Genomic DNA, 24,735 nt, shown 5'->3' on the forward strand with positions numbered 1-24,735 from the left:
GTCTTTGCCATGGCTATCTCTCCCTGCGCCGTGCTTCACACATTTACCAACGGCGGCAAAAGTCACTGACTTCGTTACTACGTTGCGCCTGACTGCAACTAGCGAAGTGAGAAAGAGGTGTTGCGACTACAGTGATCCATTCCGATGAGGCATTTGTACTCTTCGCCACGTTTTCATTGTGCAAATGGGCGACGAGAAACGACATGGGTCAACGTCCTATTCTTGCGGTAGGGGAGACGCCCGGCCGCGCAGGCGATAGCGTCTCGTGAGTTCTTGCGCGCCGGTCCACGCCTCGTCTCACGACATCGTCACGGCACCATCCAGGCCCCGTCGGCAACGAGCCTGACTCGGTCGGGCCCGGCAAAGCGGACGATATAGCCGCCCTTCGACGCGAAGCGCTGCCCTGGCGCCAGTGTCAGGCGCGGGTAGTAGCCAGTCAGGATGCGGCGTTCAAGCATGTCCTGAATGCGCTCAATCAGGTAATCCCTCTCGAACGCATCGACCATATGGCCAAGCGTCTCCGCCAGTAAACCGCATGCGAGATAGGTGTCCGCCTGGACCTGCGGGGCAACCATCGGGATTTTGCGAATCGAGAACCAACCGAATGCATAGTCGACACGGACACGCCGTCCGTCTGGCAAGTCGAATGGATACGCGAGGCGCGTGACGCCGCGCCAGCTCGCCGACAACGGTGTGCTATCGAGCCCGCCCAGCAGCCCCGACATGAACACGGTGTCCGAAGGCGGTGGCAAATGCCCAAGCGCCTCGACATCGGGCGGACGCAGCCATAGCACCAGCACGTCGGCCCGCGAAATTCCGCGCAGGGAACGCGCAACGCTGTCGCCTGGCGCAAGAGCGCGGCTCGACACCGCGATGCCATGGCCCTTCAATGCCGCGGCAAGCGCCTCTGCACCCCGTTCGCCGCTGTCGCCCGTGCGATAGACCTGCCAGACCTTTGGCTTCGCTTGCATGGGCTTGCCACTGCCTTCGTCGAGAATCCGCCTGGCGAGCAACGCCGCCTCGAGCAGCACGCCTTTCGAAAAATACACGGAATAGAAATCCTGGTCGGTTTCGACCGGCACTTCCACGTTGGGAAAAAGGCACGGCACGGCCTCCTGCTCGCAGAACTCGTGAACCGGCGCCCAGTTCTTGCCGCCGAGTCCCGACAGCACCGCAAACACCGGCTGCTCCGCCAGATAGCGCTTCAACTGTTCATGCCACGTCGACGGCGGTCCGCTCAGCTCCCAAACATGCAACTCCCAGCGACGATTGACCATGAACATCATCTTGCGCGAAGAGCGCAGCGGCGGCGTCGCACCGAGCGGAAATACGTTCTTGTCATCGAAGTACTGTTTGAGCACATCGAGCATGCCGCGTCGCTTCACGGGGTCCGCATCCGGCGTGATGATCGTCGCGAAGTGCAGCACCGTGTCAGTGACACCCGTTGACGCACGTCGATCGAGGTGCTTCAGATAGCCGATCAGCGCTGCCATGTCGGTGTCGTTCAGCGCGTACTGCGGCATCAGATTGCTGAGTGGCTTGCCTTCCGAGTCAAGCCCTTCGCGTATTGCTCTTGCAATCGTCGCATCGGTGTAAGGCTCGCGATCGGTTCGCATGCCGGGAATGTAGGGAATGTCGAGATCGTCGGGACTGTCCGCGCGAGGATGGACCAGATAACGGTCAGTGATCGGCGGGATGTTGTTATTCCCCTCCCTGGATCCGAGGCCACTGCGCCGATGGCAATTCATGCAGGCCGCGGCGGTGCCTCGCAGGTTCACGCCACCGTCGTGCATCGCCTCGAGCTGGTCACCCGAACCCAGCACGCCTTTCTGGAAGATCGCTTCCCCCGTGTTCCCTGACGTAACCTGCGGCGTTGACGGGGCAGCGTTCGCCTTGCCCACCGGCACCGTTAACGCGGCGAACAAGGCACATTGAATGAGCACGAGCGCCGCGAGCGATCGTACCCGCGCGATGGCACGTCGGCTGACCCGGGCGCGGTCCATGGCTAGGGGCTCGGCCGGCTCAGGGCGGGCGGCGTCGACGGCGACGGCTCGGCGTTGATCGAGACCGAACTGTGCCAGCCTTGCGAGGCCGGTCTCGCGAACATCCCATCGTCAAGCGGCGGATTGAGCGACACCTTGTCGATCGTCAGCTTGTCGCTCTTGCCGGCCGCCACCACACCGCTTTCGATCGTGAACGGTATCTGCAAACCCTCGACGTTCTTGTAGTCGCTGTACTTCACTTCAACGGTGATCGGCCCGTGAGGGCCCCGCACCGCGCGGTCGTACTTCACGTCAAGAAAGCTCTGTGCGTCGACCCACACATGACGGGTCACACCAGAAGGCAACTTTACGCCGAGGCGGTAAGCCTCGTGTCCGTCGACCTTTTCGACACCTTCAAGCGCAACATCGACACCCTTCGCCTGATGGTCGATCAGCAAGCCATCGATGACCTGCTCGTCGTGCGCCGACCTCAGCTCGTCCATGGTGTACGGCCGCGCTTCCCCACTGCCCGTGGCGCTCGGACTCACTTTCCAGCCCTGTTTGCCGTTGAACATTCTGACAGCCCGCCGGTTGAGCACGGTTATCTCGAAGCGTGTCATGTTCGGACGTTTTAGCGCGAGGACAAACGGCAATTCCTCCGCGGGTGTATTCGCGCTATCCACGTGCCCGACCCAGACCATCGTCTGGATCTTCCTCCATGCGTCGAGCCCGCCCCTCGCGGCGACGTTCTTCTCGACGATCTGATCCGGGCTCAGATCGTGCTCCGGTATCTGCTCGCTCGCGTACACCGCCGCCGTCAGGCAGCCGATGAGCACCCACAGTGCGATTCGTGTCATGGCAGTGGACCTCGCACGGATGTTGGCTAGTGGCTAGTCGCTTGTGGCTGTTGGCCCGGCACTTTGGCCATGGCCAGTTGCGGTTTCGCGAACAGGGTGTCGTCCGCCGGCGGATTCACCGTGACGTGCTCGATCATCAGCTTGTGCGTCGGCTTGACACCGCTGACTGCGGTTTCCAGCGTGTGCGGAATGACGAGCCCATTTTCTTTCTTGTAATCGCGGTAGAAAATGGCGACGTTGTGCATCCGCCCATCGAGCTTGCGTGGTTCGCCATCGATCTTCAGTTCGAGAAAACTGCTTGCGTCGATCCAGATGCGGCGCGACGTATTGTCTTTCTGCGTCAACTTCAGGACGTACGCGCGATGTCCCTCGACAGATTCCATGCCGAGCGCTTCGACCCGCGAGCCCTTACTCGCATAGTCGATCAGCGGCCCTTCCAGGTCAGCCGATGCCGCTGCCGATTTAGCCTCTGCAGGGGTATACGGTTCGACTTCGTTGCGTCCGAGGAAGGGCCTGACCTTCCAGCCCTGCGCGCCGTCGTATACCTGAAACGCCGTCTGCTCCTTGAAGCGAATCTCGAAGCGGCTCTTGTTCGGCCGCTTCATCGTCATCGTGAACGGCAGCCTGGTGTTCTTCGTGCCACCTGCTTCGATCTGCCCCGACATCGTGATCGTATTGACCGCGTGCCACGCCTGAGGCCCACCGCGTGCCGCGACGTTCCGCTCGACGATCTGCGCCGCACTCAAGTGACTCGCCGCCGCGGCTTGTGCCGTTCCTGCGGTCGAGGCCGCGAATGCAGCCGGGCCGGATGCCAGAACACCGGCCACTGAGGCCGCCGAAATCGCCTTCAAAAGAAATCGAGACATGAGTCACCTCCCCCATTTGTGTTGCAAATCGCCGTGCCGCGATCATTCGACAATCAGTCCGTCGACATGAAGCGAACCGATGAATACGTCGACGCGCTCGCCGGGCTTGATCGGGCAGCCCTTGTTGGAAAACACCATCCAGTACTCCTGCCCGGCTTCGAGCGGACCGGTCTGGCGAAGCTGGCCGATCTTGTCCATGACCGGAATCTCGAGCAGCGCGTGACTGGCTTCGCCGTATAGATAGGCGGTGGCGCTCTTCTCGCCGAGCAGATGTGCCGCCACCGGATCCGTCACGCGATAGCTGAAGCGAATCAGATTGCCCGATGCCGTGCTGCGCACGCTCAGGTTGTCGATGCCCTTCATCATCCCGTAGTAGTTCTTCGCATGCTGCGACATGTTCACCGGCAAATACGGCGAGTGCCTGAGCGTGGGCGCTGCCGGTGGGCTCTGCTGAGCCGAGGCCCCTTGAACCAGGGCCGCGGCCAGACAGACGCTGCTCGCAATCCGCAGCGCCGGCCTCATCACGGGGAAGCAAAGTTTCATTGCTGCGCCCCTCTCACTTGACGACCGGCGGCTGCGTCTGCGCCGGGATCAGCGGTGCCGCCGCTGGCGGTGTCACGGCCGGCTTCGGCGTCAACCCCTGGACGAGGCCGAGCAGACTGAGCAGGCCGTCCGACGAGCCGCCCAACGCAAGCGGATCGATCGGGGTGCCGCCGCCGAACAGGCCTGGCTGCACAAACTCGACTGCGCCGATGTCGTATCCGAACCCCTGCGGCCGCGACGTGCCGAAGATGTCATGATTCGGCGCACCGGTCGCCGTGCCGGCATTGATTGCCGGCGAACCGGTATTGATCGAGTAGTTGCCCAGTACTACGTTGTAGCCGGTCATGCCCGACGTGAGCGCTTCGTTGAACAGCGACAACGGACCGTACGACATGTTGATCCACTGATTGCCTTCATCCGGCGTCGCCGACGGCATCAGAGTGAACAGCGGATTCGGAAGAACCGTATCGGCAATGCCTGGAGGCACCGTGATACCGATTCCGCCGGCTTCCGGCGGCACACGCGAACCGTTGCAGTACTGGTGCACCACCGCCGGATTCAGATTGCTGTTGTGCGCCCCCGGGTAGTCAGCGGCGTCAGTCAGAATCGAGTACTGCGGGTGCATCGTCAAAGCCGCTTGACGACTGCTGGCCGAGGTGTCGCCGAACGCGCCAATGTCCCAATAGACTGCGTTCGGATCGCAGAAGCCGGTCGCCTTGCCTGCCTGATTCAACGACGGGTTCAACGTGACCGCGTTCTGCAGGCCCGCGATATTCGGATTCTTTCCTCCCACGGTGATATAGAACGTACGGTTCTGCCAGAACACATTGTTGGTCAGCACCGGGTTCGAGAACGTCGTGCAGTTGGGCAACCCCGCCGGACACGCCACGCCCGGATTGGTGAACGCGACAATGAAATTCTGCGTGTGGCGCGCGGTCTCCAGCCCAGCCGGCTCGAAAGTCGACGTCGTGATCGGCGAGCACGTCGTTTCCGATCCCACCGTCGTGCAGTTCGGCGGCCCGACGTTGGCCTGGGTGGCCGCGGGCGTGTTGAACAGCACGCCTGCGGACGCTGTCGAGTCGTTGGCGACGACCGTGTTGTTGACGAAGTTCACGGCCACCGCATCCTGTAGCGAGACACCGCCTCCCGCCCAACCGGCTACGTTGTTCGCGATGATGTTGTTGGTCACCTGAACCGAATACCACGCGCTCGGGTTGCTCGGGCTGCGCTGCACATCGGTACCGTTGACGTTCTGAAGTCGCAGGCCACCGCCCTTGCCGCTTTCCGCCGTGTTGCCGACAATCAGATTGCCGTCGATCACAAGCTTCGGGCCAATGCCGTCTGAAAGCTCAGGCGCGCAATCGGTGTCCACCGTAGCGTTCTCGCAGAACGTGCCGTCAGGCGGTACGCCCTGGGCGATGATGCCGCCACCGTAGGTGGGCAGCGTCGGGTTGTTGCTCTGGTTGAACAACACCCAGTTGTGCGAGATGTCGCCGTTGTAGCTGAACCCGAAGTGCGCGACACCGCCACCGTCGCCGGCACTCATGTTGCCGCAGACCCAGTTGTAGTTGAAGTGATAGTAGTCGGCACCGGTGCAGAAGGTCACGCCGCCCGCTGATGAAGGCGTGGTCGAGTTTATTTCGTCGCCGTACGAAGCATTCGACGTCACCGAGTTGTGGTGAATGTTCACATGCTGGTTGAGCAGGAACGGCAACTGCGTGACGCCGTTCGCAGCGATGGCCGCATCGGCGGTTTCCACCTGGCCTACCGTGATACCGCCTGTGAGCGTCCCTGCGTTGGCGAAGACACGGTTGTTCGAGACCTCCGTGTAATGGTTCCAGCCGTGCAGGAAGATCCCGCCGCCGCCTTGCGAACTGTTGGTGAAGGTCATACCGTCGATACGCGACGGATTGCACAGGAAGTTGCTCGGGTAGTTCGTGCAATCCGGCGGGTTCGGCTGAAGCAGGGTCGGGCCCGTGAGCGGCGTGCAAATGCCGTTCGCCGTGCAGTTCGGGTCGGGTTGCGCCACGCCGCCCACCGTCACGTCCTTTACGCCCTTGGCGAGCACGGTAATGGCCGCACCTTCATACGCGCCCATCAGCGTCGGCTCGATCAGCAGTTCAGCCAGGTTTCCGTTGAGGTTGAAATCCCATCCCGAGGCGGGTTCGAGCGGTATGGCATCCACCTTGCGCTGCATCGCGGTCGAACAGGAATACGTGCCGGTCGGATCGTACGGATTGCTCGACGAAATCAGGCCGCCGTTCAATGCATCGCCGAAGAGACAGCCAACCTGTCTGCGCCACGGGTCCATCTTGCCCGACGGGTGGGTGTTCGCGTTGACGGTCACCGCGGTCGCGCCGACACCTTGCAAGCGGACTGGCTTCCACATCAGCAGCATTTCGTTATAGACGCCCGGACCGACGACGATCATGTCGCCCGGGGCCGCCTTGTCGATCGCGGTCTGAATCGCGTTGCTCGTCGCGTTCTCGCCACTCACATAGGTTGGCGTCTTGCCGCCGATCGTGACCGTGACCGTGTCGATCGAGCGCTTGCCGTTGCCTGCCGTGATGACGAGTTCACCACAGAACGTGGGGTTCAGCACGCCGCGCTGCTGGATCGTGCAGCTCGACTGCGTCGGCAGCAGGATCGGCACCAGCACCTTGATCTGCGTGTCGCTCCATGACTGCACGATTGCATTCACGCCGCCGATCGTCACCGATCCCGTTCCCTTTTGTGCCCCGAAGCCATAGTGCCGCGTGAGGAACTTCTGGTTGAACGGTGCGGTGGTCGCGGCCGGGCCCGTGTAGGCATGGTTCGGCACCTGCGCGTTGCCCTGCGCGTTGATGGTCAGCGTGTGCAGTGGAGCGCTGACCCACGGTCCGGAGCCGCCGCTGATCGGGTCGCCCGTTACGCTGGAGATCGCCGGCGTGGCATCCGGGTACGCGCAGTCCGGCTGGTTGTAGCCATCCGCGAAGGCCGAGACCGGCACCACTGGCGTATCCATGTACTGGGTCTGTCCAGGCATGAACGGAATCTCGTAACAGAACTGGCTGTATGCCGGGTTGAACAGAGGATCGCGAATCGTCTGGCCGGGATGCGCCGGATCGGGCATATCAGGATCGTTCATGCAGGCGACCATCATCGTCGGTGCATAGCCGGTCGGGTTCGGCGGATTGACCTGCCAGGTCGAATAGTTCAAGCCGTTGAAGATGCCCCATTGATCCGTATAGGTGCGAGCGACTTCGTTGCCGCCAAAATCCTTCATCGAGATCGGCACGTTCGGCACCGCGAACTTTTCGCCGAATTGCGGCGAATACGGATCGAACTCCGAAGAGAAGTCATCCAGCATGAAGCCGGTGTAGTGCGCGGCGACGTGCGTCGAACTGAAGATCCAGAACTTCGCCAGCGCCGTCATCTGGTTGGACACCGTCACTTCCTTGCGGTCGCACAGGTTCCGCGAGGCGCCCGCGAAAGGCGCGACTTCCTGTGAGCCCGGGAACAGGCTGATGAAGTCGGGCACGATGCGCAATTCACCGACACAAGGCCAGAACGATTCAATGCTGCCCGTGTCGCCCTCATTCCGGGGAAAGGTGTTGGAGCCGAGATTCCCGGTCGGATTCTGCCCGTTGTTGCGGTTATAGGTGGAGTTCACCGCGGCCTGGTCGGGCAGGATGAAGATGTTGCCCAGACCAGCAAACTGCTGTGTCACCGGTGCAATGTAGTTGTCGCCGATGAGAATATTCTTGTCTTCCTCCTTCACCAGTTCGTAGCCCGGCGGCACGATCACTTCGACCACATACTTGCCGGCCGGCAGCATCTGCGTACCGTCGCCCGAAGGATTGGCCACACAGACCGTGCAGTTCGTCGCGGTCGGCTTGCCGGTCGTCGTATTCCGGCCAGTCACGCTGGGGAATTTGTACATGCCGTCGTACGGCGCGGGCTGCAGCTGGTTGAACGCGTGCATGCCGTCGTAGCACTTGAACTGCGAATGCGCCGGCAACGCACGATGCTGCGCGTCGAGCCACTGGGTGGTGTCCTTCAACGTGAAGAAGAACGGGTCGGTGGTCTCCTGTCCCGGACAGTTCATGTTCGGCACGCCGTCGGTGCGGAAGCCCTGCGCCCAGTCATCCCAACTGGCGGTCTTCGTCGTGTCGACCAGCGTCAGGCTGGTGGTGCCGTCCGCCGCAATGCCCTCCTGATACAGGTTCACGGTGACGTTCGGCACGTCTGGCGTCCAGCTCGTGTGGATCAGGAGCGATGGATCGTCGAACGGCCGCGTCGATGCATAGATGACTTCGCCCCGGATGCCGCCGTTTTCAGTCGCGCCAAACTGCGCCTTGCCAAACTCGATGAAGGAACTCTGTCCGGAGAAGCCCTGCCAACCCATCGTGGTTACCCATGGCGGATCGACTCTGCCGGTCGAAGGAGTCGTACCCGAGCGGTCCTTGCAGTCCGCATCGTTGCAATACACCGCTCCCGGCACCCGCAGATTCGTTGGCAGGTGCGAGGTCGCTGATTCCAGCGTGTTGGCGTAATTGGCAGCGATGGCCGAGGTGCCGCCGCCGGGTGTGCCGTCGGGCGGGCCGCCCGCGTCGTACACCACATGCACGCCAGTCTGCTTGAAGCGCGTTTCGTCGGTGTCGATGACGTACCAGTTGAACAACGGAAACACTTCGTTAAACGACGCATAGCCGTTCATGTCCGTGTTGTTGAAGTTCGAATAGCTGCCGTCGCGGAAGCGGATATTGGTCGGTACCAGCGCGAGCCCCGGGTCGCTCGCCTGCGAGACACCCGAGCCGTTCAGGTCCATGAAGGTCCGGGTGTAGAGATTCGTGTGCCATTGGAGCACCGAAATATCCCCGACATCCGTGGTCTGGCCGCCCGCCAGTTGCACCGCCGTTGCGAGCCCGTCGACGATCTGATCGTTCCATTGATCGAAGATCGTTATTCTGAACGTGCCTGCGGGCAAGCCGCTAAAACTGAACGTCCCGTCGGCGTTGCACTTGGTGAACGCAACATCCTCGCCGTCCGGATCGCCGACGCTGATATAGCATTGCGTGAAACTCAGCGAGGTGCGCGAGCCGGCGCCATACAGATTCTCGTTTGGCGGACGGCTGTAGTGCAGGTTCGTTACCCTGCCTTTGAGCCCGTTGTTGCATGTCGCGCCCGCGCACAGAATCGGCAGACGGGCATTGATAATTTTCGGGTTGGCAAAACCAACCGCCACGTGAAAGCCTGCGGGCCCAAACTCCTGGAAGTAAGCCGGCCCACCCACCTTGATGAACGCGTCGTGTGCCTTCTGTCCGTCCAGCGTGTTCGTCTGCAGCCATTCCTCGCCCCTGCCGATCCGGTCGGCTGCCGGCGTCGCGACGACGCCGTACCGGCCGGGCATCAGGTTGGCAATGATGGCCTGGCCGACGAGCGGCGAAATCGTCTTGCCATCCGATTCGAATTTCGGACACGTCGGGACCATGCCGACGAGACCGTCGGTCGACGTCGAAATCGGGCAGGCATTGAGCCCCGAGATCGGATCGATGGTCCCCTGCAAGGAATTGGACAGCGGCATGTTGAACATGTCGTAGGTCATCTGTCCGGTCGCGTCACCAGTGCCGCCCGCGTCGTCGAAGAGCTTGATTTCGAATCCGCCGAGTCCCGGTTCGCGCGCCGTGCCGAACGTGTCGGTGCCGCCGCTGACGTCCACTTCGCCATTCAGCGGAGCGTCGTCTTCGAAAACGAACACCGAGACCTTCGCGGTCGCCAGCGGCGTCTCCTGCAGCAGCACGTTGACGGTGGTCTGTCCGGGTGCGATCGGAGCGCCGCCCATGGTGTGGCCGCACTTACCCGTGCCCGGCGCAAAATCCGCGCCGCCGGGACCCGACGGGCAATCCTTGGAAATATCGAACTGTCTTTGCGGCCCGCTCGGGTTCGCCGGATTGACCGGTTGCGGCGTGCCCGCACCATTCCCAAAGCTGTTACCGGCGTCCCCTGGCAAGATCGAGATGTAATAGTGCTTGGTCGGATCGAGCGACACCTGCGCCGGATTGACCGGCACCTGTTGCGCAGCCGTCGTGCGGCACACGCCGTTGCCGATATCGCACACGGCCGGCAAGTGCGAGTTGCTCGCCGGGTCGTACACGGTTTGCCCCGACTCGCAGGCGACCTTGCCGACACAGCCTGCTGCCACCACCGGCATGTAGCTGGTGTGGAAATTTGCGCCGAGGCTGGGAACCGGCAGCGGCGGGCAGCTAGCCGGGCGCGTCGCCGCGGTCGTCTGGCATGCGGGATCGATCTGGAACGTACGGTCTTCCTCGATGATCCAGCGGTAGTCGGCAAGCTGAACCGCGGTCTTGCCCGGCGCCGTGCTCGGCGCGTCAAGCGGCTTAACGATAAGTCCGCTGCCGCCCTTGAACGTCACCGTCACGGTCGCGGCGGTGCTCGACGTGTTCTGCGAATTCTTTGCCGTGTATTTGAACGTCATGGTGGCAGTCGCACTGCTGCCGACCGGCGGCGTCGTCGGAATCGCGGTGAACGATCCGTCCGGATTCAGCGTGACGGTCCCGCCTGTCACTGCCCCCGAAATCGCTGCGGTGAGCGGCAGCCCCTTCGGATCCGAGGCATTGGCCAGCACGCCGGGCGCGCCGATCTGCAGCCGCGACGCGATGTTGCTGACGTAAGCGCCATTGCTGGCCACCGGCGGGCCGGACAGGCAGCCGTTTCCGGCGCTGCAGGCCGACAGCGTGACCGTTGCCGATACCGCGGGATTGCCGTTGGCCTGATACACAAAGCTGTCAGCTGTCGTACCGGCATTCGGCACATAGACGAACGTGCCGTCCGGGTTCAGCGTCAGCGCGCCGCCGGTGGTCGTTGTCTTGACCTCCACGCCGTAAACATTCACGTCCTTGGCTTTCACGCCCTTGGCCGGGTCCGACACGGTCAGCGTGGTGCCAGGGACAAAGAAGTAGGTGGAGGAATTGGCAATCGCATTCTGATTCGCCGCACCCGACGTCGGCAGCGCACCGCCATTGACGGCGATGTAGGCCTGCATCCCGCCGTCACGCTGATTGTTGGTGGACAGGCTCAGTTCGCGGTCAAACACCGGAAGCGCCGTTGCGCCTGTGGCCGGTGCGTTCATCATCACGTCGTAGGTCTTGCCGGCCGCCAGAAACACTTCAGACTGGACTCGCGGATTGCCGGGCAACACATTGCCGTCCTCAGCGATCAGCGAGAAACCGGAAGCGACAGGATTGCCGGTTTGTGCACCGACTACCGACGGAACGTGCATCCGCAAACCTGCATTCACGAAACGCATGAGCACCTGGCCCGTAGCAACGGGCGCGGTAGCGGCAAACGAAGAGCCGCCGGGATTGGTCCGGTCGAAGGCGACGCCGTTGATCAGGTAGTAGCGCGGATCGTAGTTCACGGTCGGCGGATAGCAGGTGCCGAACGCCGTCGACTTCGAATCGCCGCAGCCGCCGGGCTGACCCGACCACGCCAGGGTTTCGCTGAAGCCCGCCGTCGTCACCGCCGCTGCGACGGCTGTGTTTTGCACGGGGTCGATTTCGCTCAGCACGAGCGGTACGTCGGCGTCATAGCAGATAGCCGGATTCGTATAAGCCTGATACCGCTGCGACGCTACCGGACAGCTTACGGTGCCGCCGACCGGCGCTTTCACCACCAGCACGCCGTATAGCCCCATCGGCCCCTGGATTGACGGATGCGTTCCCGACTCGATCAGATAGGTGCCCGGGATGAGGTTGCTCCAGGTGAGCGCCGTAGTCTTGCCGGTCGCCACCTCGGTCGCGAACGACTGGACCCGAGGGCCCTGCGCTGGTGGCGTAAATGTCGCGCCGCTCGCACTGCTGGCAATCGGCCAGGTCGTCGCGGTTTGCGTTGGATGCGGCGGACTCGGCATGTTCGTCGCCGTCGTCCCCAGGCCGCCACCCAACTGTCCAACAACGACGAGCGAGGTCGGCACGGCACCGGGCAAGCTATTGGTGAGATTGACCGTCAGCGGTCCTGGCGGCACGGTAATCACCACAGGCGACCAGTTCGCTCCGGCGCCCGGATTGGCGGCCGCGCAGGTCGCCGGCGCAACCGCAGCCGGCGTACAGGTGTAGCCCCACATCGGCACCGCCTGCCCATCGGGCAGCGTGGCAGTCGTCGCCTTCGCTGTCAGATTGACGACTTGAGCACAAGATATGCTGCTGGCAGTCAGCAGAATCGACGCCGTGACCCCTGCCTTGAACACGTCGAAGAGGGTCGCCTTAAACTGAGTGGATCTCATCGCGCTTCTCCCCGCCTCTAATTGGATTCGTCAATCAGGAAAACCTGTGGATCGACGAGCATCATCATCATCATTCCGCCTGGGAAGATGTTGTTCGTGGTGATCTCGCGCTCGTTATGCGAGTGCCACATGAATGCGAAGCCTGCTTCTGTTGTGGGTGGATTCACGACCGTCCCGCTCGGCGGTGTGGTCCCGGTGGGCGCAGTGGCGCGTACGGTCGCGTCGGGCCCAAGATAAGGACTGCCGCCATACCAGAAGCCGTTGGTCAGCACGTGCGAGTCCGGCAGGGTGACCGGCCCGCCGCTACCCACGTTGCCGAACGGATGCGCTTCGAGTGCCTTGCCGTGATCGGCGCACCACTCGTAGTAGTTCGGCGCCAGCGGGTCGGCCGTGTAGTAGCCGTTCACGTCCGGGATGCAGACAACTGGCTTGCCGAGATAAGCCGCGTATTTCGGATCGGTATCGGTGTACAGGTCGCCGGGCTTGTGTCCATAGACATCCCAGTTCAGGCCCCTGCCCGTCCAGTAGAAAATTCCGTCCATCGCGAGGCCCGGCGTCGTGGTCGTCGTGAACAGCAGCGGTCCGGCCACCTTGGTCGGGTCCGTCTTGCTCAGGATCATGTTTCCATCGCGCGCCAACACCCGCACGTGATTGCCGTGCTCGTGGAACGGATGCTGCCAGCGGCCAGTGCCGATGATCCGCAACAGCACCAGTTCACCCGGATGCATGTGCGGATTACCGTTGTAGGGCTGATGCGGGTACTGCGCCGCGTAGTTCGGGTCCATGTCGTCCGGCATCGAGCGACCGTTGACCATGAAATAGGCCGGGTGGTAGGGCTCCGTCTCCACGGTCATGCAGCCGTTCGGCGCCGTGCAGGCGTTCGCCGACTGCTGCTCCGCCTGCGCATGAATGCGCGGATCCATTTCGGAGAACTGAAAAAGATACTCACGGTCATAGCAGGCTGCGCTGTGGTTATAAGCCGCGCCGGCATTGCGGAAATCGGGTTGCCCATCGGGCAGCGTCGCCGCAACCGCGCGGCAACCAGCAGGCACCGCAACCGTGCCGGGTGAGGAGGTCGGCAAAACGATGATCGCGCCATACAGGCCCATTTCGATCTGCAGATCGCCCTGCGTGCCGCTGTAGTAAGCGTGCGTGCCAGGCGTCGCCGCAACGAAGCTATACGTCACCGTGTTGCCGTGGGCGGCCTCGCGGGTCAGCAATCCTGGCGAGCCGGTGAGCGCGGCAGGACAGGTCCCGTCGGGGTTCAGCACCGCGGCGCAGACCTGGAATCCCGGAAAAAGGATCGACGTGTTGCCCGCCGCCGCCGGCAGGTTATTGGTGAGCGTCACCGTGACGACATCGCCCTGCTTCACGATTAGCGTCGGACCGGGAATCTGCATGCTCGGGCAGTTCGCGCCCGCGATCGTGGACGGCGAAAAGCCGGCCGGCGCCGTGCGGCATCCATAGCCCCACGAATAGACACTCGCGCCGTCGGGTTGGGTGATGCGATTTGCCTCGGCACTCAGGTCGAAGTGCGTCCCCGTGATGCCGGGCGCGGCGGCTTGCGCGTGCATGCAGACGAGCGTGGCGAGCATCGCCGCGCCGAACCGTGCAAGCCGCCCAAGGCGCGCGAGCGTGGCGATCCATGTGTTGTGATTGATGTGTCCCACGGCTCTTCTCCTAGGTGCAGGACTTCTTGGTCGGGTCCACTGCGTTGCAGATGTGGACCTCGGTCATCAAGCCGCCGAAGTTTTCCTGGTCGTTGGCCAGGTGATCGAGATTCGGGGTGTACAGATAAAAGATCGCACCCGGCTTATATTTCGTCGTGTCGCTGGCGTCGAGGATCACGTCGATCGATTCCCCACCGCCCAGCGTGATCGAGTTCGTGTTGTAGGTCATGTCGTTGCCGGACATGTCGCGCAGCAAGCGGGCGTTGATACCGACCACGTGCATCGGAATGCCGAGCGACGCCAGCGTCTGAAACTCCGTCACGTCGAGGTCTGAGATCCGCAGCAGTGCCTTGCCACCAGCCGGAATGTTGATCAGCGTCGGCAGCGGCTGCGAAAAATGCTGCGTGCCATCCGCCACCGTCGTCGACAGCGGGTTCGAATTCACGGTGTCCGGATAGCTGCGCCCGTTCAACATGAAGAACTTGTCCTTCATGTCGGTGAACGGCTCCGGATTGAACGTCATGCCGATGAAGTGGAAGTTCGGATCGAAACCGTGTATCTGCACCGGGTATTCGACGTCGTAGGCCGTCGAGCCGTCGCCGTCGTTGTAAGCGTAGAGCGTCGGCTTGCCGCTCTTGTTGTTGACGTGGAGAACGCTGTTCGCAGGTGGCAGCGGTGTCGTGCACAGAATGTCAGTGCCGCATTTCGTGCGCAGATCCAATTGCTGCTGCTGCAGCGAGCTGTACAGCGACGCGCCGCCGGGAACGCGGTTCTGGCGCGGCCGCACGAAGATCTGGCCGACCATGCCCATCTGCAGGTGCTCTGGCGGCGTGATGTGGCAGTGCCAGAAGTAGGTGCCCGCATCCGGCGCTAGGTAGTAGTACGTGAAGCTTGCGCCGATGTTGATCGCCACCGACGCATCCGGCACGCCGTCATAGAACGACGAGGCGTTCGGATAGCCATGGAAGTGCACCGTGTGCTGCTCGAACAGATCGGGGCGCATGATCATCCCGACGTTCGTCAGCGTGAGGAAGAACTCGTCGTCCTCGTCGATCGCCATCGTCGGCGCCGGCTCGTTGCCGTTCATCACGCCGATATCCATGATGGGGCGTGGATCGACATGGCCGGTCAACTGGCCCGGAGGCACAGACTCCGGATCAGGCACGAGGCCGACCGCACCGTTGTAGGTCGGGTCCGACCTTGGGTCGCCGACGGTGTTGAACACCGAGGCGAACTCGGTGCCCGGAAGGCCCGCCTTGATGTCGGCGAGCCCGGACAACGGGCCGAAAGCAAACAGATAGGTCTGCACGCCGTTCGCCATCGTTGCGTAACCATCTCCGCCCGAGATCTGCTGGCACTTGATCGCGCCGTTGACGACGCCTGTCGACGTGGAGGTCTGTCCGGTGTAGGACGGCCCGGTATAGGCGGGCTCCCCCGTACCGGGCGGCAGCGCCGTCGGATGCGCCGGCGTGGTCGGCGGGCATTGCACCCGGAACGACTGGCCGAACGAAGGAACTGCAAATAGCAGGAACAGCAGCGCGGCAACACTGCTGCGATAAGCGCGGGTACTGAACATATGACCTCCGTCCCAGGGGTCAGCCGGTGCGATACGCGCCGGACGTCATGCTCTACTGCGAATGCGGGCTGGTTACGTTGTTACATCAGCCCGTATCTGGATTCTGAACAAGAGCGACGGAGCCTGGGATGGGTCACCCCCCTACACTTGCGGTAGGGCAAACCCAGTGACGTTCTTCGGATTTGGCTGGCTGGAGCGGGCTCAGAAAGAAATTGCAATTTATGTGTGCTCTTCCTAATATCGACCAAACGTTCGGATGGGTAGAATTCCTACCATCCGCATGCTGCATTGCAATACGCAACCGTCGGCGCTTTGACCATGCGCTCAGGCGGAACACCCACACCCTTGTCCTTTATCGCCCAAGGGTTTGACGCAATCACGAGTGGGGAGCGCCATGGAGTTTTTGGAAAAAAACGTCGCGACGGAATTAGTTGAGCGGAAGGATCACACCCTCGAACATGTTGGATTGGATGGCGAGAGGCAGACATATTTTCCGGCCAGGTCAATGTGGTTGAGGCTGGAACAGCTTCATGTGACTCAACAGCTCGCAGAGCCTCTCGACGCAGACAAGCAACCAACACTTTCCACGTCGCTGCACGGAGTGGCGCGCCTCGATGGCCAGGAGCTGTCGATCATTGGCGACGCTGGACACGCGATGCGCACCGTCGAGGTGTCCTTCGAGGCACGCGACGTCAGCAAGGCTGACCGGTTAGGTCTGCGCGAGTTGGAGGACGAACTCGGCATTTCGTTTTCCGACGTGCCGCTCGGTACTGCTCGTCTCGGCGCCAATCGGGCCGACGCCGAGACCGGTGAACCCGATCAGTGGTGGCTCGCCTGCCACATTCCCGAAGCCTGTATACATGCGCTTTCGAAGGCGATGTCCGATGGACAGTTTGGCGCAGTCGAGTTGGGACTGGCGCTGCGGCACCTCTACACAGCCGAAAGTGCTTTAGCTGACCCTCAGCGCGAGCCGAACCTTTTTCTCAGGCCCAACAAAAGCGACGGCGCAATTGAATGTCCGGAAATCGCAATTGGCTACGTCACCCATCTTCGGATTGACCTGGCAGCGGCTCAATTGCGTACCGCGACGGCGAGCGGCGGCCGCGGTGATGAATTAACGGCAAACCCTGTCGCGGACGCCGTGAACTCACTGACTGTTCGGCTCACTAGTCTCATGACCACGGTAAGATGGATTGGCTTCTTGATCGGCATATTGCTCTTTCTTGAGGTTCTCGAGAGGCTCTGATCAGGCACGCACGAAAACGTCGAACCACACACCGCAGTGTGCCGAGTCATGACAATAACGCTCGCCACCGGGGACGTCCGGGCGGCGTTTGCTCTTCGCATCCGTCACTTACGCATCTATTGCCTCAAAAGTGGCGTGATAACGCGTTGCAGGCGCTCGGATGTCCAAACGGGATATTTGTCGTCCCATCCGTTGTCCACCAGGAGACCCGTACGTCCAATCGTGAAGCTCACAGGAATGCGCCACATGCGCCCATAATCGCCTGCCCAGGCGCTGCCCAGCAGCCCCACTGGAAAGCTCAAGCTCGCTGCAACCTCGCGAACCGCAGACAGATTGTCGGCCCCATCCAGACTGAACCCGAGCACTTGCAGCCCTCGATCCGCATTGCGCGCGGCGTAGGCGGACAAAAGAGGCAGTTCGTCACGGCACGGCTCACACCAGGTAGCCCAGAACGTCAGAATGATCACTTTGCCGAGCAGATCGGCGGTGCTGATGTTCCGGCCATCGAGCGTATGAAGGACGAGCGACGGTGCGGGTTGACCGACGGCAAGCATGTCAGCGCGGGGCGCGGAGGGTCGGCCCAACGCGCTCGCACCTAGAGACAATGCAAGCACCGCACGCAACCACGCCCGACGCGCGGTCGATGTCGAGGAGACGGCGTCTGTATGCGCCAGCGGCGCTCGCATTACGTCAGAACGCATAGCTCATCCCCAGATTACCGGTCCAGCGTGGAAACAACTGATAACCGTCGAGTTTGCTGTGTATCGCGAGCTGCACGAAGCCATACACCTCGAGGTTTTTCCATAGGTTGACGGTGATGCCGGGACTGACATAAACGACCGTTCCCGCCGTATTCGCAGTATCCGCGAGCGTGCCCTGGTCGTGGCTCTTGCGGGTGACGTTGATCTGCAACTGCGGAACCCACTTCGGGTTCGCCTCATAGCGCAGTCCCACGCTCAAGCTGGCCAGATTCCCCGGGCGGTATGTCGCGCCAGCGTGATCGAGATTTTCCACGATTGCGGACTGGAATTGCCCGTTAATGAACGCGTCGAAGTTCTGGCTGATCGCCCGGTAATAGTAGGCACCGACAATAATGTCAGTACTGCCAGTGCCGGGCTGCAAGCTGGTGTCTAGCGCCTGGCCTGCGGCTGCATTGGGGCCGTTCGAGAAGAACACTGGATTGTGCCCAACGGTTGCACCCGTATTGACGTTCTGACCACCGTACCGCCCCGTGGGTAACTTGACACCGAGCTGTATTCCAAGATTGCGCAGTGGCAGAAACCCCTGATAGCTGGCGATCAGCTTGATGTCTCCCAAGCCTTTGCTGGTTGCGCCGCTCACATTGTCAGGAGTGAGCTGATCCGTCGTCGCGTTGCCGTATGTCGTGTGGCTACGGTAAATGTAAGGGATGAGAGCACTGAAGTTCCAGCTCGCGCCGGGGCTATAGCTGATGCCGAGATTGATGTATCGGTTGATCGTCTGACGCTCCACCTCCTGGCTGCCGCCGGCGTCATTGATACTGGCGGGCTGTGTGTTCGACACCGAACCGGAACCGCTGCGCAACTGATTCTGGTTGATGAAGTCGTATTCGATGTTGATTCGCCAGCCTGGAGCGGCAGAATAGCCCATCGCTGCGTCGGTGCTCAAGGAGCAGCCGCAAGTGGCGCATGCGCGAGCCGCAATGGGAAAGATCGCGGCCATAACGAAAGGCAGCGTGTAGCGCAATAGCACGTTCTGGCTAGTAGACATGGTTTCCTCTCCGCTCGATACGGACGCGCGCCTCCCCTCCTCAGGTGGAAAGACGTGCGTGTTTTCCTGAGACGACAGGCGGCCGCGACGGCCTGATTACGAAGCAGGCTGACGCTTCGGTCGGCAAGTGCGACGACTAGGAAAGGACGGGAGGATCGCGAGGCCGGCCAGATGGAAACGCGGCGGCGTGAGGGACAAACAGGGGCGGCGCCGATACTTGCGCAACCGCTAGCAATAGCGTTGCAATGAGGCCGGCCGGAGGGACGCTCAGCGCTGCTACATGATGAGAGACGAGATCGCAGTACCCACACGCTGCAAGCTTGTCCGCAGACGCGTGGTGTGCAGCGGGAGCGTCACTGCCGACTGCAGAACAAATGGCGCTGCCCGGCTCATGGGCGCGGGATGCAACGAGCAACTGGCTCACGAGCGGCGCGACAACGACGAGCCACATGGCGATGAGGCCAAGCCATGCGACAGAGTGTTTGTGGGCGCGGAGCTTCATGGCTAGTCAAAATTTTTCGAGGATACTATCCAGTGGATAGCGGGCCCGTATAGCACTTTCCTTACGAATGCCATCAGTCGGAAGGGGCTGGATCGGCTGGACAGATACTTCGTTGGGTAGCTGAAACCCAGGACCGTTTCGCGCCGAACAGAAAGCGCCCGCGGTCAGATCGACACGTTGATCGGCCGAAAGGCTTTGCGAAACCGGCGGTGCGAATATTGCCATCGGGATTGCAAGCAATCTAAGAATCTCGCCAATTTTCGAATAGAAAAGACCAGACATGATCTTTACGGATTTGCCGACCAGCTAGTGTGTTACAGGCGATTATCGCGCGCGCCCTTTACGGCTCCGATGGGTAGATGTCCTACAAAGGTGTAGGGAAAGAGCGGGATAGGTCTTTCCGTCGGACTGCATGTCCGTTTGGTCGGTAGCTTTGGTTCGACACTGGCAGTTGAAATCCTGCCCTCAGAGCAGACGCTCTCGATTCAAGCTCCCACACGCACTGGTGGCGCTCATCCAATTCCTGGGTGATTCCACCGCCCGCCTGGGTTCGGCGCTAATACGACCCGCCTTCGAGCGACCCATCATGGTTGTCGCGACAAATCGAAAATAAGCGCCGCGTCGACCCATTTCTCACCGGGCGGGGTCCACGGCGTTGGGGCCTGAAATTTCGACATCAGACTCTGCCATTCCTTCAGCACGGGATCATTTGCCTCAGCATCCGCAAACCGTTGAGCGCTGAAGATTGCGTCATCTGTCTCCATCAGCATGCACAGCCGGGTGCCCAAACGGAAAATTTCCATACGAGTGACACCCTGAGTGCGCAGATAATTCGCCACCTCCGGCCAGATCTCGCGATGCATGGCTTCGTACTCGGCAATCAGATCGGCGGAATCCTTGAGGTCCAACATCAGGCAACGTCTCATCAGGTTCTCCAAAGGTCGCGCAACGGCGCAGACCGCTCGTGCACGCCCGTCACCGTTCCTCTCTCAAGCTGCGCGCCGTCCATCATCTGCCTGCGGCCGCGACACGCCCGGCGGGCGTACCAATCGACTTATGTACGTGCTGGCTCGCACGAATCGCGTCCCAGTCCCAATCGATGCCAAGACCTGGCTCGTCCGGCGCGACCGCATACCCCTGCTCGATCTTCACACGCGAACGCGTGAGGGTGTCGATCTGCGGGATGTATTCGACCCACCCGGAATTCGGCACCGCCGCGCACAGGCTCACGTGCAGTTCCATCAGGAAATGCGGGCAGATCGCGATGTTCATTGCCTCGGCAAAATGAGCGATCTTCAACCACGGCGTGATCCCACCGACGCGCGCAACGTCCGCCTGCACAATCGAACAGGCGTCTGCCTTCATATATTCGGCGAACTGCGCGGGATGATATATCGATTCGCCGACCGCGACCGGCACCGCCGTGGCTGCGCTCAGTTGCCGATGGCCGGCAATGTTTTCAGCGGGCAGCGGTTCCTCCAGCCATGCGAGGTGCAGTGGCTCGAACGCGTGTGCTCGCCGCAGCGCCTCCGAAAGCGTGAAGCCTTGATTCGCGTCGACCATCAGTTCAAAACCGTCGCCTACCGCTTCCCGCACGGCCACAAGTCGCCGCACGTCTTCGGAAAGATGTGGACGCCCGACCTTCACCTTCGCGCCGCAGAATCCCGCCTCCTGCGCCTGCAAGGTCTGCTCGACAAGTTCGCTCTCCGACAGGTGCAGCCAGCCGCCTTCCGTCGTATAAGTCCGCACGCGTGGCTTCGCACCACCCGCGGCAATCCATAACGGCAGTCCGGCCGCACGCGTATTGCGATCCCACAGCGCGGTATCGATCGCGGCCAGCGCGAGACTCGTAATCGCACCGACCGCCGTGGCGTGCGTGTGATAGAACAGATGCCGCCAGATCGCTTCAAATTCCGCAGGATTGCGTCCGATCAACTGCGGCGCCAGATGGTCGTGCAGCAACGCGACGATCGACGAGCCGCCTGTGCCGATTGTGTATGTGTAGCCTGTGCCTTCGCTGCCGTCGCTACAACGGATCGTGACCAGCACTGTTTCCTGAACGACGAAAGACTGAATGGCATCCGTGCGCCGCACTTTCGGCTGAAGGTCGATCTGCCGGATTTCTACGGTTTCGATGTGGGTCATGGTTGTTCTATCCTTTGACGCCGCCAAGCGTGAGACCTGCGATCAGGTGTTTCTGAACGATAAACGTAAGGATGATGGCCGGAATGATGATGATCACGGCCATCGAGCACATGCCGGCCCAGTCCACCGTGAATTGCGCTGTAAAGTCCATCAAGCCGACGGGCAGCGTTTTGGTATCGGGGCTGCGGCACAGTTGCGACGCCAGCGCGAACTCGTTCCAACTCGTCAGAAACGCAAAGATCGCAGCTGACGCCACCCCCGAGCGGGCGAGCGGCAGTTCGATATGCCAGAACGCCTGCCAGCGGCTGCAGCCGTCGATCTGAGCGGCCTCGGCCAGTTCCGCCGGCACTTCGCGAAAGAACCCGTCGATCAGCCAGACCGTGAACGGCACGTTCATCGCGAGGTAGACGATGATCACGCCGATATGCGTGTCGAGCAGACCTGTCCACGCCCACAACATGAAGATCGGTAGCGAGAGCGCGATGCCCGGAATCGCACGCGTAAGCATCAGCACCACGAACAACAGCTTCTTGTGGCGGAACTCGAAACGCGCAAACGCATAACCGCCGGCCACCCCGACTACGATCGCAGCAATCGTGCTCGCGAGAGAAATCACCACCGAGTTCACGAAATACTGACGAATCGGCAGCGACGCCATTCCACCAAAGCCGAACACATTGCGGAAGTTATCGAGCGTATAGCTGCCGGTATCGAGCAGCGACTGGTTAGACAGGATTGCGACATTCGAGCGGAAAGCGTTGAGCATGACCCAAAGGCCGGGCAGGCAGATGACCGACATGACAAGGAAGACCGCGAGCCATAAAGCGCCCCGCTTCACCGGTGCTCGCAGCGAATCGAATGTGGACGCACGATTGGAAGCGCGATTGAATGTAGTACCCATGATGTCAGGCCGGCCCCATGTGTTTGCGTGCCGCGTTGAGCTTGCGGAAAAAATACAGCGTGAACAGCACCGATACGAGCACGGACACGTAGCCGATGGCGTTCGCGTAACCCATGCGCGAATCGTCGTAAGCGATGCGGCCCACCATCGTCCAGAGCAGTTCGGTACGGCCGCCCGGACCGCCGTTGGTCATGATGCGCACGATGTCATAGGCCCGGCCGACGTCCAGCGAACGGATCGTCATCGCGATATAGATGAACGGCATCAGGTAAGGCAGTGTCACGTAACGGAAGGTTTGCCACGGCGTGCAGCCGTCGACTTTGGATGCTTCGATTGGATCCTTCGGCAGCGCCATCAGGCCAGCGAGCAGAATGACTGCGAACACCGGCGTCGAATTCCACACCTCCGCCGCGATCAGCGAGGCAAGCGCCGATTGCGCGTCGACCAGAAACGGAATCGTGGTCTTCAGTCCGAATACCGTTTGCAGTACATGATTGACGACGCCCGTGCTGTCGTTAAGCATGAACTTGAACTGAAAGCCGACGAGCACCGGCGAAAACATCATCGGGAACATCATGATGGTGCGCAGCGCACGCTGGCCTTTCACAATCTGGTTGAGCAGCAACGCGATGCCGAGACCCAGCAACAGTTCCAGATTCAATGCAATCGTCAGGAACAGCACGGTGCGACCGAACGCGGCCCAGAAATCCCCGTTCGCAAACGCGCGCATATAGTTTCGCAGGCCAACCACGTTCCAGATCGTGTCCGGGTCGATAAGCCTGTACGCGGTGAAACTTGTGTAGAGCGAAAAAAGCAGCGGCAGGACAACGACGATCGCTACCGAAAAAAAAGCCGGCAGTAGCAGCCTTAACGGAACTGCCAGGCTCTCATTCAGGGCCGGCCCGGGGGATTGTGCGGCAGACGAATAGCGGATATTGAATCGCATATTGGAGCGCATATTGAGGCAGGAGAAAACGGATCGGCTGCATGGCGCGGCGCGCAGGCCGCGCCATGCATGTCGCTAGTTGGACGCGTCCTGCATGATGTCGGAAACTTTTTTCGCCGCGTCGTCAAGCGCCTGCTGGGAGGATTTGTCGCCGATCAGCGCCTTCTGCAGTTCCGGCCACAGCGCATTGGAAATCTCGTCCCATTGCTGAATCCGCGGAGGCGTAAAGGCATCCTGCTGAGCCGCCGTGCTGAACACCGAGATTGCATGCGCCATATACGCGTCCTGTTTCGCCTGGAACTCCTTCACGATCGCTTGCTGCGCATCGACCCGCGACGGAATCGTGCCGAGCCGCGCCTCCACCATCTGCGAATCGAGGCTGGTCAGGAACTGGATGAAGCTCGCTGCGACTTCCGGGCGGTCACAGGTGTTCGTGATCGAGAAGCTATGCGAACCTGACCAGCCCGGCCGCTTGTTGGCAACGCCGAACGGCGCCGGCACCACGCCGACGTTGCCAGCCAGTTTGGACGTCTTCGGATCGTTGTAGAACGAAGCGAAGCCTGGCCAGTCAAGATCCAGAGCCACTTTGCCTGCAGCAAAGTTGTTGCCGAGATCGTCCCACACATAGCTCGGCACCCCCTTGGGTACGGCTCCCGCCTTGTATAGATCCACGAACCAGTTCAGCGTCTTGACGCCGATCGGCGAATTGAACGCAGGACGGTTTTTGCCATCCAGCAGCTGCCCGCCATTGGCGATCAACAGCGAATAGAACGTGCCTGTGATTGCTTCATCCTTGCCGGGGAATTGCGTGCCGTAAAAGTTCGGCGCTTTGGTGAAGAACTTCGCTTGCTGTGTGAATTCAACATAGTTCTTCGGCGGCGCGAGCGGCTCGCCAAACTGCTTTTGATAGGCGCTTTGGTTAGCCGGATCGGCGTAGGCCGCCTTGTTGTAGTAAAGCGCCTCGATGTCGACCGAGCGCGGAATCTGCACCAGATGTCCCTTGATTTCGGACTGCTTGAGCAGACTTGGCGAAAACGCCGCCAGGTAACTGGCCGGAAACAGGCCTTTCAGATCACGGAAAATCGGGTACTGTGCCGAGAAATTCGTGTGATTGGACGAGACGCAATAGTCGACATGACCCGATGCGATGTCCTGCTTCAGCTCGCGATCGAGCTCAAAATGGCTCTTGCGCGAGACGATCTCGACTTTCGCACCCGTCTGTTTTTCCCACAGCGGAATGCGCGTGTAGAGCGCCTCGTACTGGACGCCGCCGATCAGCTTGACCCGCAGCGTGTAGCCTTTGTATTCACCGTCGGCATGTGCAAGGCCCGAAGCGACAACACCCGCGAGCGCAAACACCGAAGCAGCGAGCCTGAACATGGTTTTATAACGCATCATTGTCTCCTCCTTTATGGATTCCGCCGTGGGCCGCACGACTTGCCGGCGGCAACTGTGCAATGCGAGCCCC

17 protein-coding genes are annotated in these 24,735 nt (G+C 61.3%); 1 reads left to right on the forward strand and 16 read right to left on the reverse strand.

Going from position 1 to position 24,735, the window contains the following annotated elements; genetic code table 11:
- Window positions 1-308: 308 nt before the first annotated feature.
- Genes BM438_RS05315 through BM438_RS05345 form a run of 7 tightly spaced genes read right to left on the reverse strand, consistent with a single transcriptional unit; the run spans window position 309 to window position 15,778 of the window.
- Complete coding sequence (locus BM438_RS05315; protein ID WP_093633297.1) at window positions 309-2,003, reverse strand: c-type cytochrome; 1,695 nt, start codon at window positions 2,001-2,003, stop codon at window positions 309-311.
- Window positions 2,004-2,005: 2 nt separating this feature from the next.
- Complete coding sequence (locus tag BM438_RS05320) at window positions 2,006-2,839, reverse strand: LolA-like protein (RefSeq protein WP_093633298.1); 834 nt, start codon at window positions 2,837-2,839, stop codon at window positions 2,006-2,008.
- Between the two features lie 26 nt (window positions 2,840-2,865).
- A complete protein-coding gene (locus BM438_RS05325; protein WP_200620120.1) occupies window positions 2,866-3,705 on the reverse strand; it encodes a LolA-like protein in 840 nt (279 codons plus the stop codon).
- Between the two features lie 42 nt (window positions 3,706-3,747).
- Window positions 3,748-4,248 carry a hypothetical protein gene (locus tag BM438_RS05330; protein WP_244179263.1) on the reverse strand — a complete coding sequence of 167 codons (501 nt, stop codon included), beginning with the start codon at window positions 4,246-4,248 and terminating at the stop codon, window positions 3,748-3,750.
- A gap of 13 nt (window positions 4,249-4,261) precedes the next feature.
- Window positions 4,262-12,532, reverse strand: a complete 8,271-nt coding sequence (locus tag BM438_RS05335; protein ID WP_167378308.1) for a choice-of-anchor Q domain-containing protein — start codon at window positions 12,530-12,532, stop codon at window positions 4,262-4,264.
- A 17-nt stretch (window positions 12,533-12,549) separates the two neighbouring features.
- Window positions 12,550-14,202, reverse strand: a complete 1,653-nt coding sequence (locus BM438_RS05340) for a multicopper oxidase family protein (RefSeq protein ID WP_093633300.1) — start codon at window positions 14,200-14,202, stop codon at window positions 12,550-12,552.
- 10 nt (window positions 14,203-14,212) lie between these two features.
- Window positions 14,213-15,778: a multicopper oxidase domain-containing protein gene (locus tag BM438_RS05345; RefSeq protein ID WP_093633301.1), complete on the reverse strand. Its 1,566-nt coding sequence runs from the start codon at window positions 15,776-15,778 to the stop codon at window positions 14,213-14,215.
- Between the two features lie 394 nt (window positions 15,779-16,172).
- Here BM438_RS05345 and BM438_RS05350 point away from each other — a divergent pair, with 394 nt between their 5' ends.
- On the forward strand, window positions 16,173-17,024 hold the full coding sequence (locus BM438_RS05350; protein ID WP_093633302.1) for a hypothetical protein: 852 nt from the start codon (window positions 16,173-16,175) through the stop codon (window positions 17,022-17,024).
- 116 nt (window positions 17,025-17,140) lie between these two features.
- On the opposite strand, the gene BM438_RS05355 is transcribed toward BM438_RS05350, so the two are convergent.
- The 9 genes from BM438_RS05355 to BM438_RS05390 form a co-directional block, all read right to left on the reverse strand.
- A complete protein-coding gene (locus BM438_RS05355) occupies window positions 17,141-17,725 on the reverse strand; it encodes a TlpA disulfide reductase family protein (RefSeq protein ID WP_093633303.1) in 585 nt (194 codons plus the stop codon).
- The gene (locus BM438_RS05360; protein WP_425270727.1) at window positions 17,715-18,725 is read right to left on the reverse strand and encodes a transporter; all 1,011 of its coding nucleotides are present in this window, start codon (window positions 18,723-18,725) and stop codon (window positions 17,715-17,717) included. The genes BM438_RS05355 and BM438_RS05360 overlap by 11 nt, the downstream gene beginning before the upstream one ends.
- 184 nt (window positions 18,726-18,909) lie before the next feature.
- Window positions 18,910-19,275: a DUF2946 domain-containing protein gene (locus tag BM438_RS05365; RefSeq protein ID WP_093633305.1), complete on the reverse strand. Its 366-nt coding sequence runs from the start codon at window positions 19,273-19,275 to the stop codon at window positions 18,910-18,912.
- 6 nt (window positions 19,276-19,281) lie between these two features.
- Window positions 19,282-19,557 (reverse strand): hypothetical protein, encoded by a 276-nt coding sequence (locus BM438_RS44655; protein ID WP_143131650.1) that lies wholly within the window; start codon window positions 19,555-19,557, stop codon window positions 19,282-19,284.
- Window positions 19,558-19,859: 302 nt separating this feature from the next.
- Window positions 19,860-20,201 carry an L-rhamnose mutarotase gene (locus tag BM438_RS05370; protein ID WP_093633306.1) on the reverse strand — a complete coding sequence of 114 codons (342 nt, stop codon included), beginning with the start codon at window positions 20,199-20,201 and terminating at the stop codon, window positions 19,860-19,862.
- A gap of 82 nt (window positions 20,202-20,283) precedes the next feature.
- Window positions 20,284-21,420: a mandelate racemase/muconate lactonizing enzyme family protein gene (locus tag BM438_RS05375; RefSeq protein ID WP_093633307.1), complete on the reverse strand. Its 1,137-nt coding sequence runs from the start codon at window positions 21,418-21,420 to the stop codon at window positions 20,284-20,286.
- 7 nt (window positions 21,421-21,427) lie between these two features.
- Complete coding sequence (locus BM438_RS05380) at window positions 21,428-22,321, reverse strand: carbohydrate ABC transporter permease (protein WP_093633308.1); 894 nt, start codon at window positions 22,319-22,321, stop codon at window positions 21,428-21,430.
- Window positions 22,322-22,325: 4 nt separating this feature from the next.
- Complete coding sequence (locus BM438_RS05385; protein WP_167378309.1) at window positions 22,326-23,267, reverse strand: carbohydrate ABC transporter permease; 942 nt, start codon at window positions 23,265-23,267, stop codon at window positions 22,326-22,328.
- Window positions 23,268-23,342: 75 nt separating this feature from the next.
- On the reverse strand, window positions 23,343-24,665 hold the full coding sequence (locus tag BM438_RS05390) for an ABC transporter substrate-binding protein (protein WP_093633310.1): 1,323 nt from the start codon (window positions 24,663-24,665) through the stop codon (window positions 23,343-23,345).
- Window positions 24,666-24,735: the final 70 nt, after the last annotated feature.

The sequence above is a fragment of the Paraburkholderia aspalathi genome (genome assembly GCF_900116445.1).
Classification (GTDB): Bacteria; Pseudomonadota; Gammaproteobacteria; order Burkholderiales; family Burkholderiaceae; genus Paraburkholderia; species Paraburkholderia aspalathi.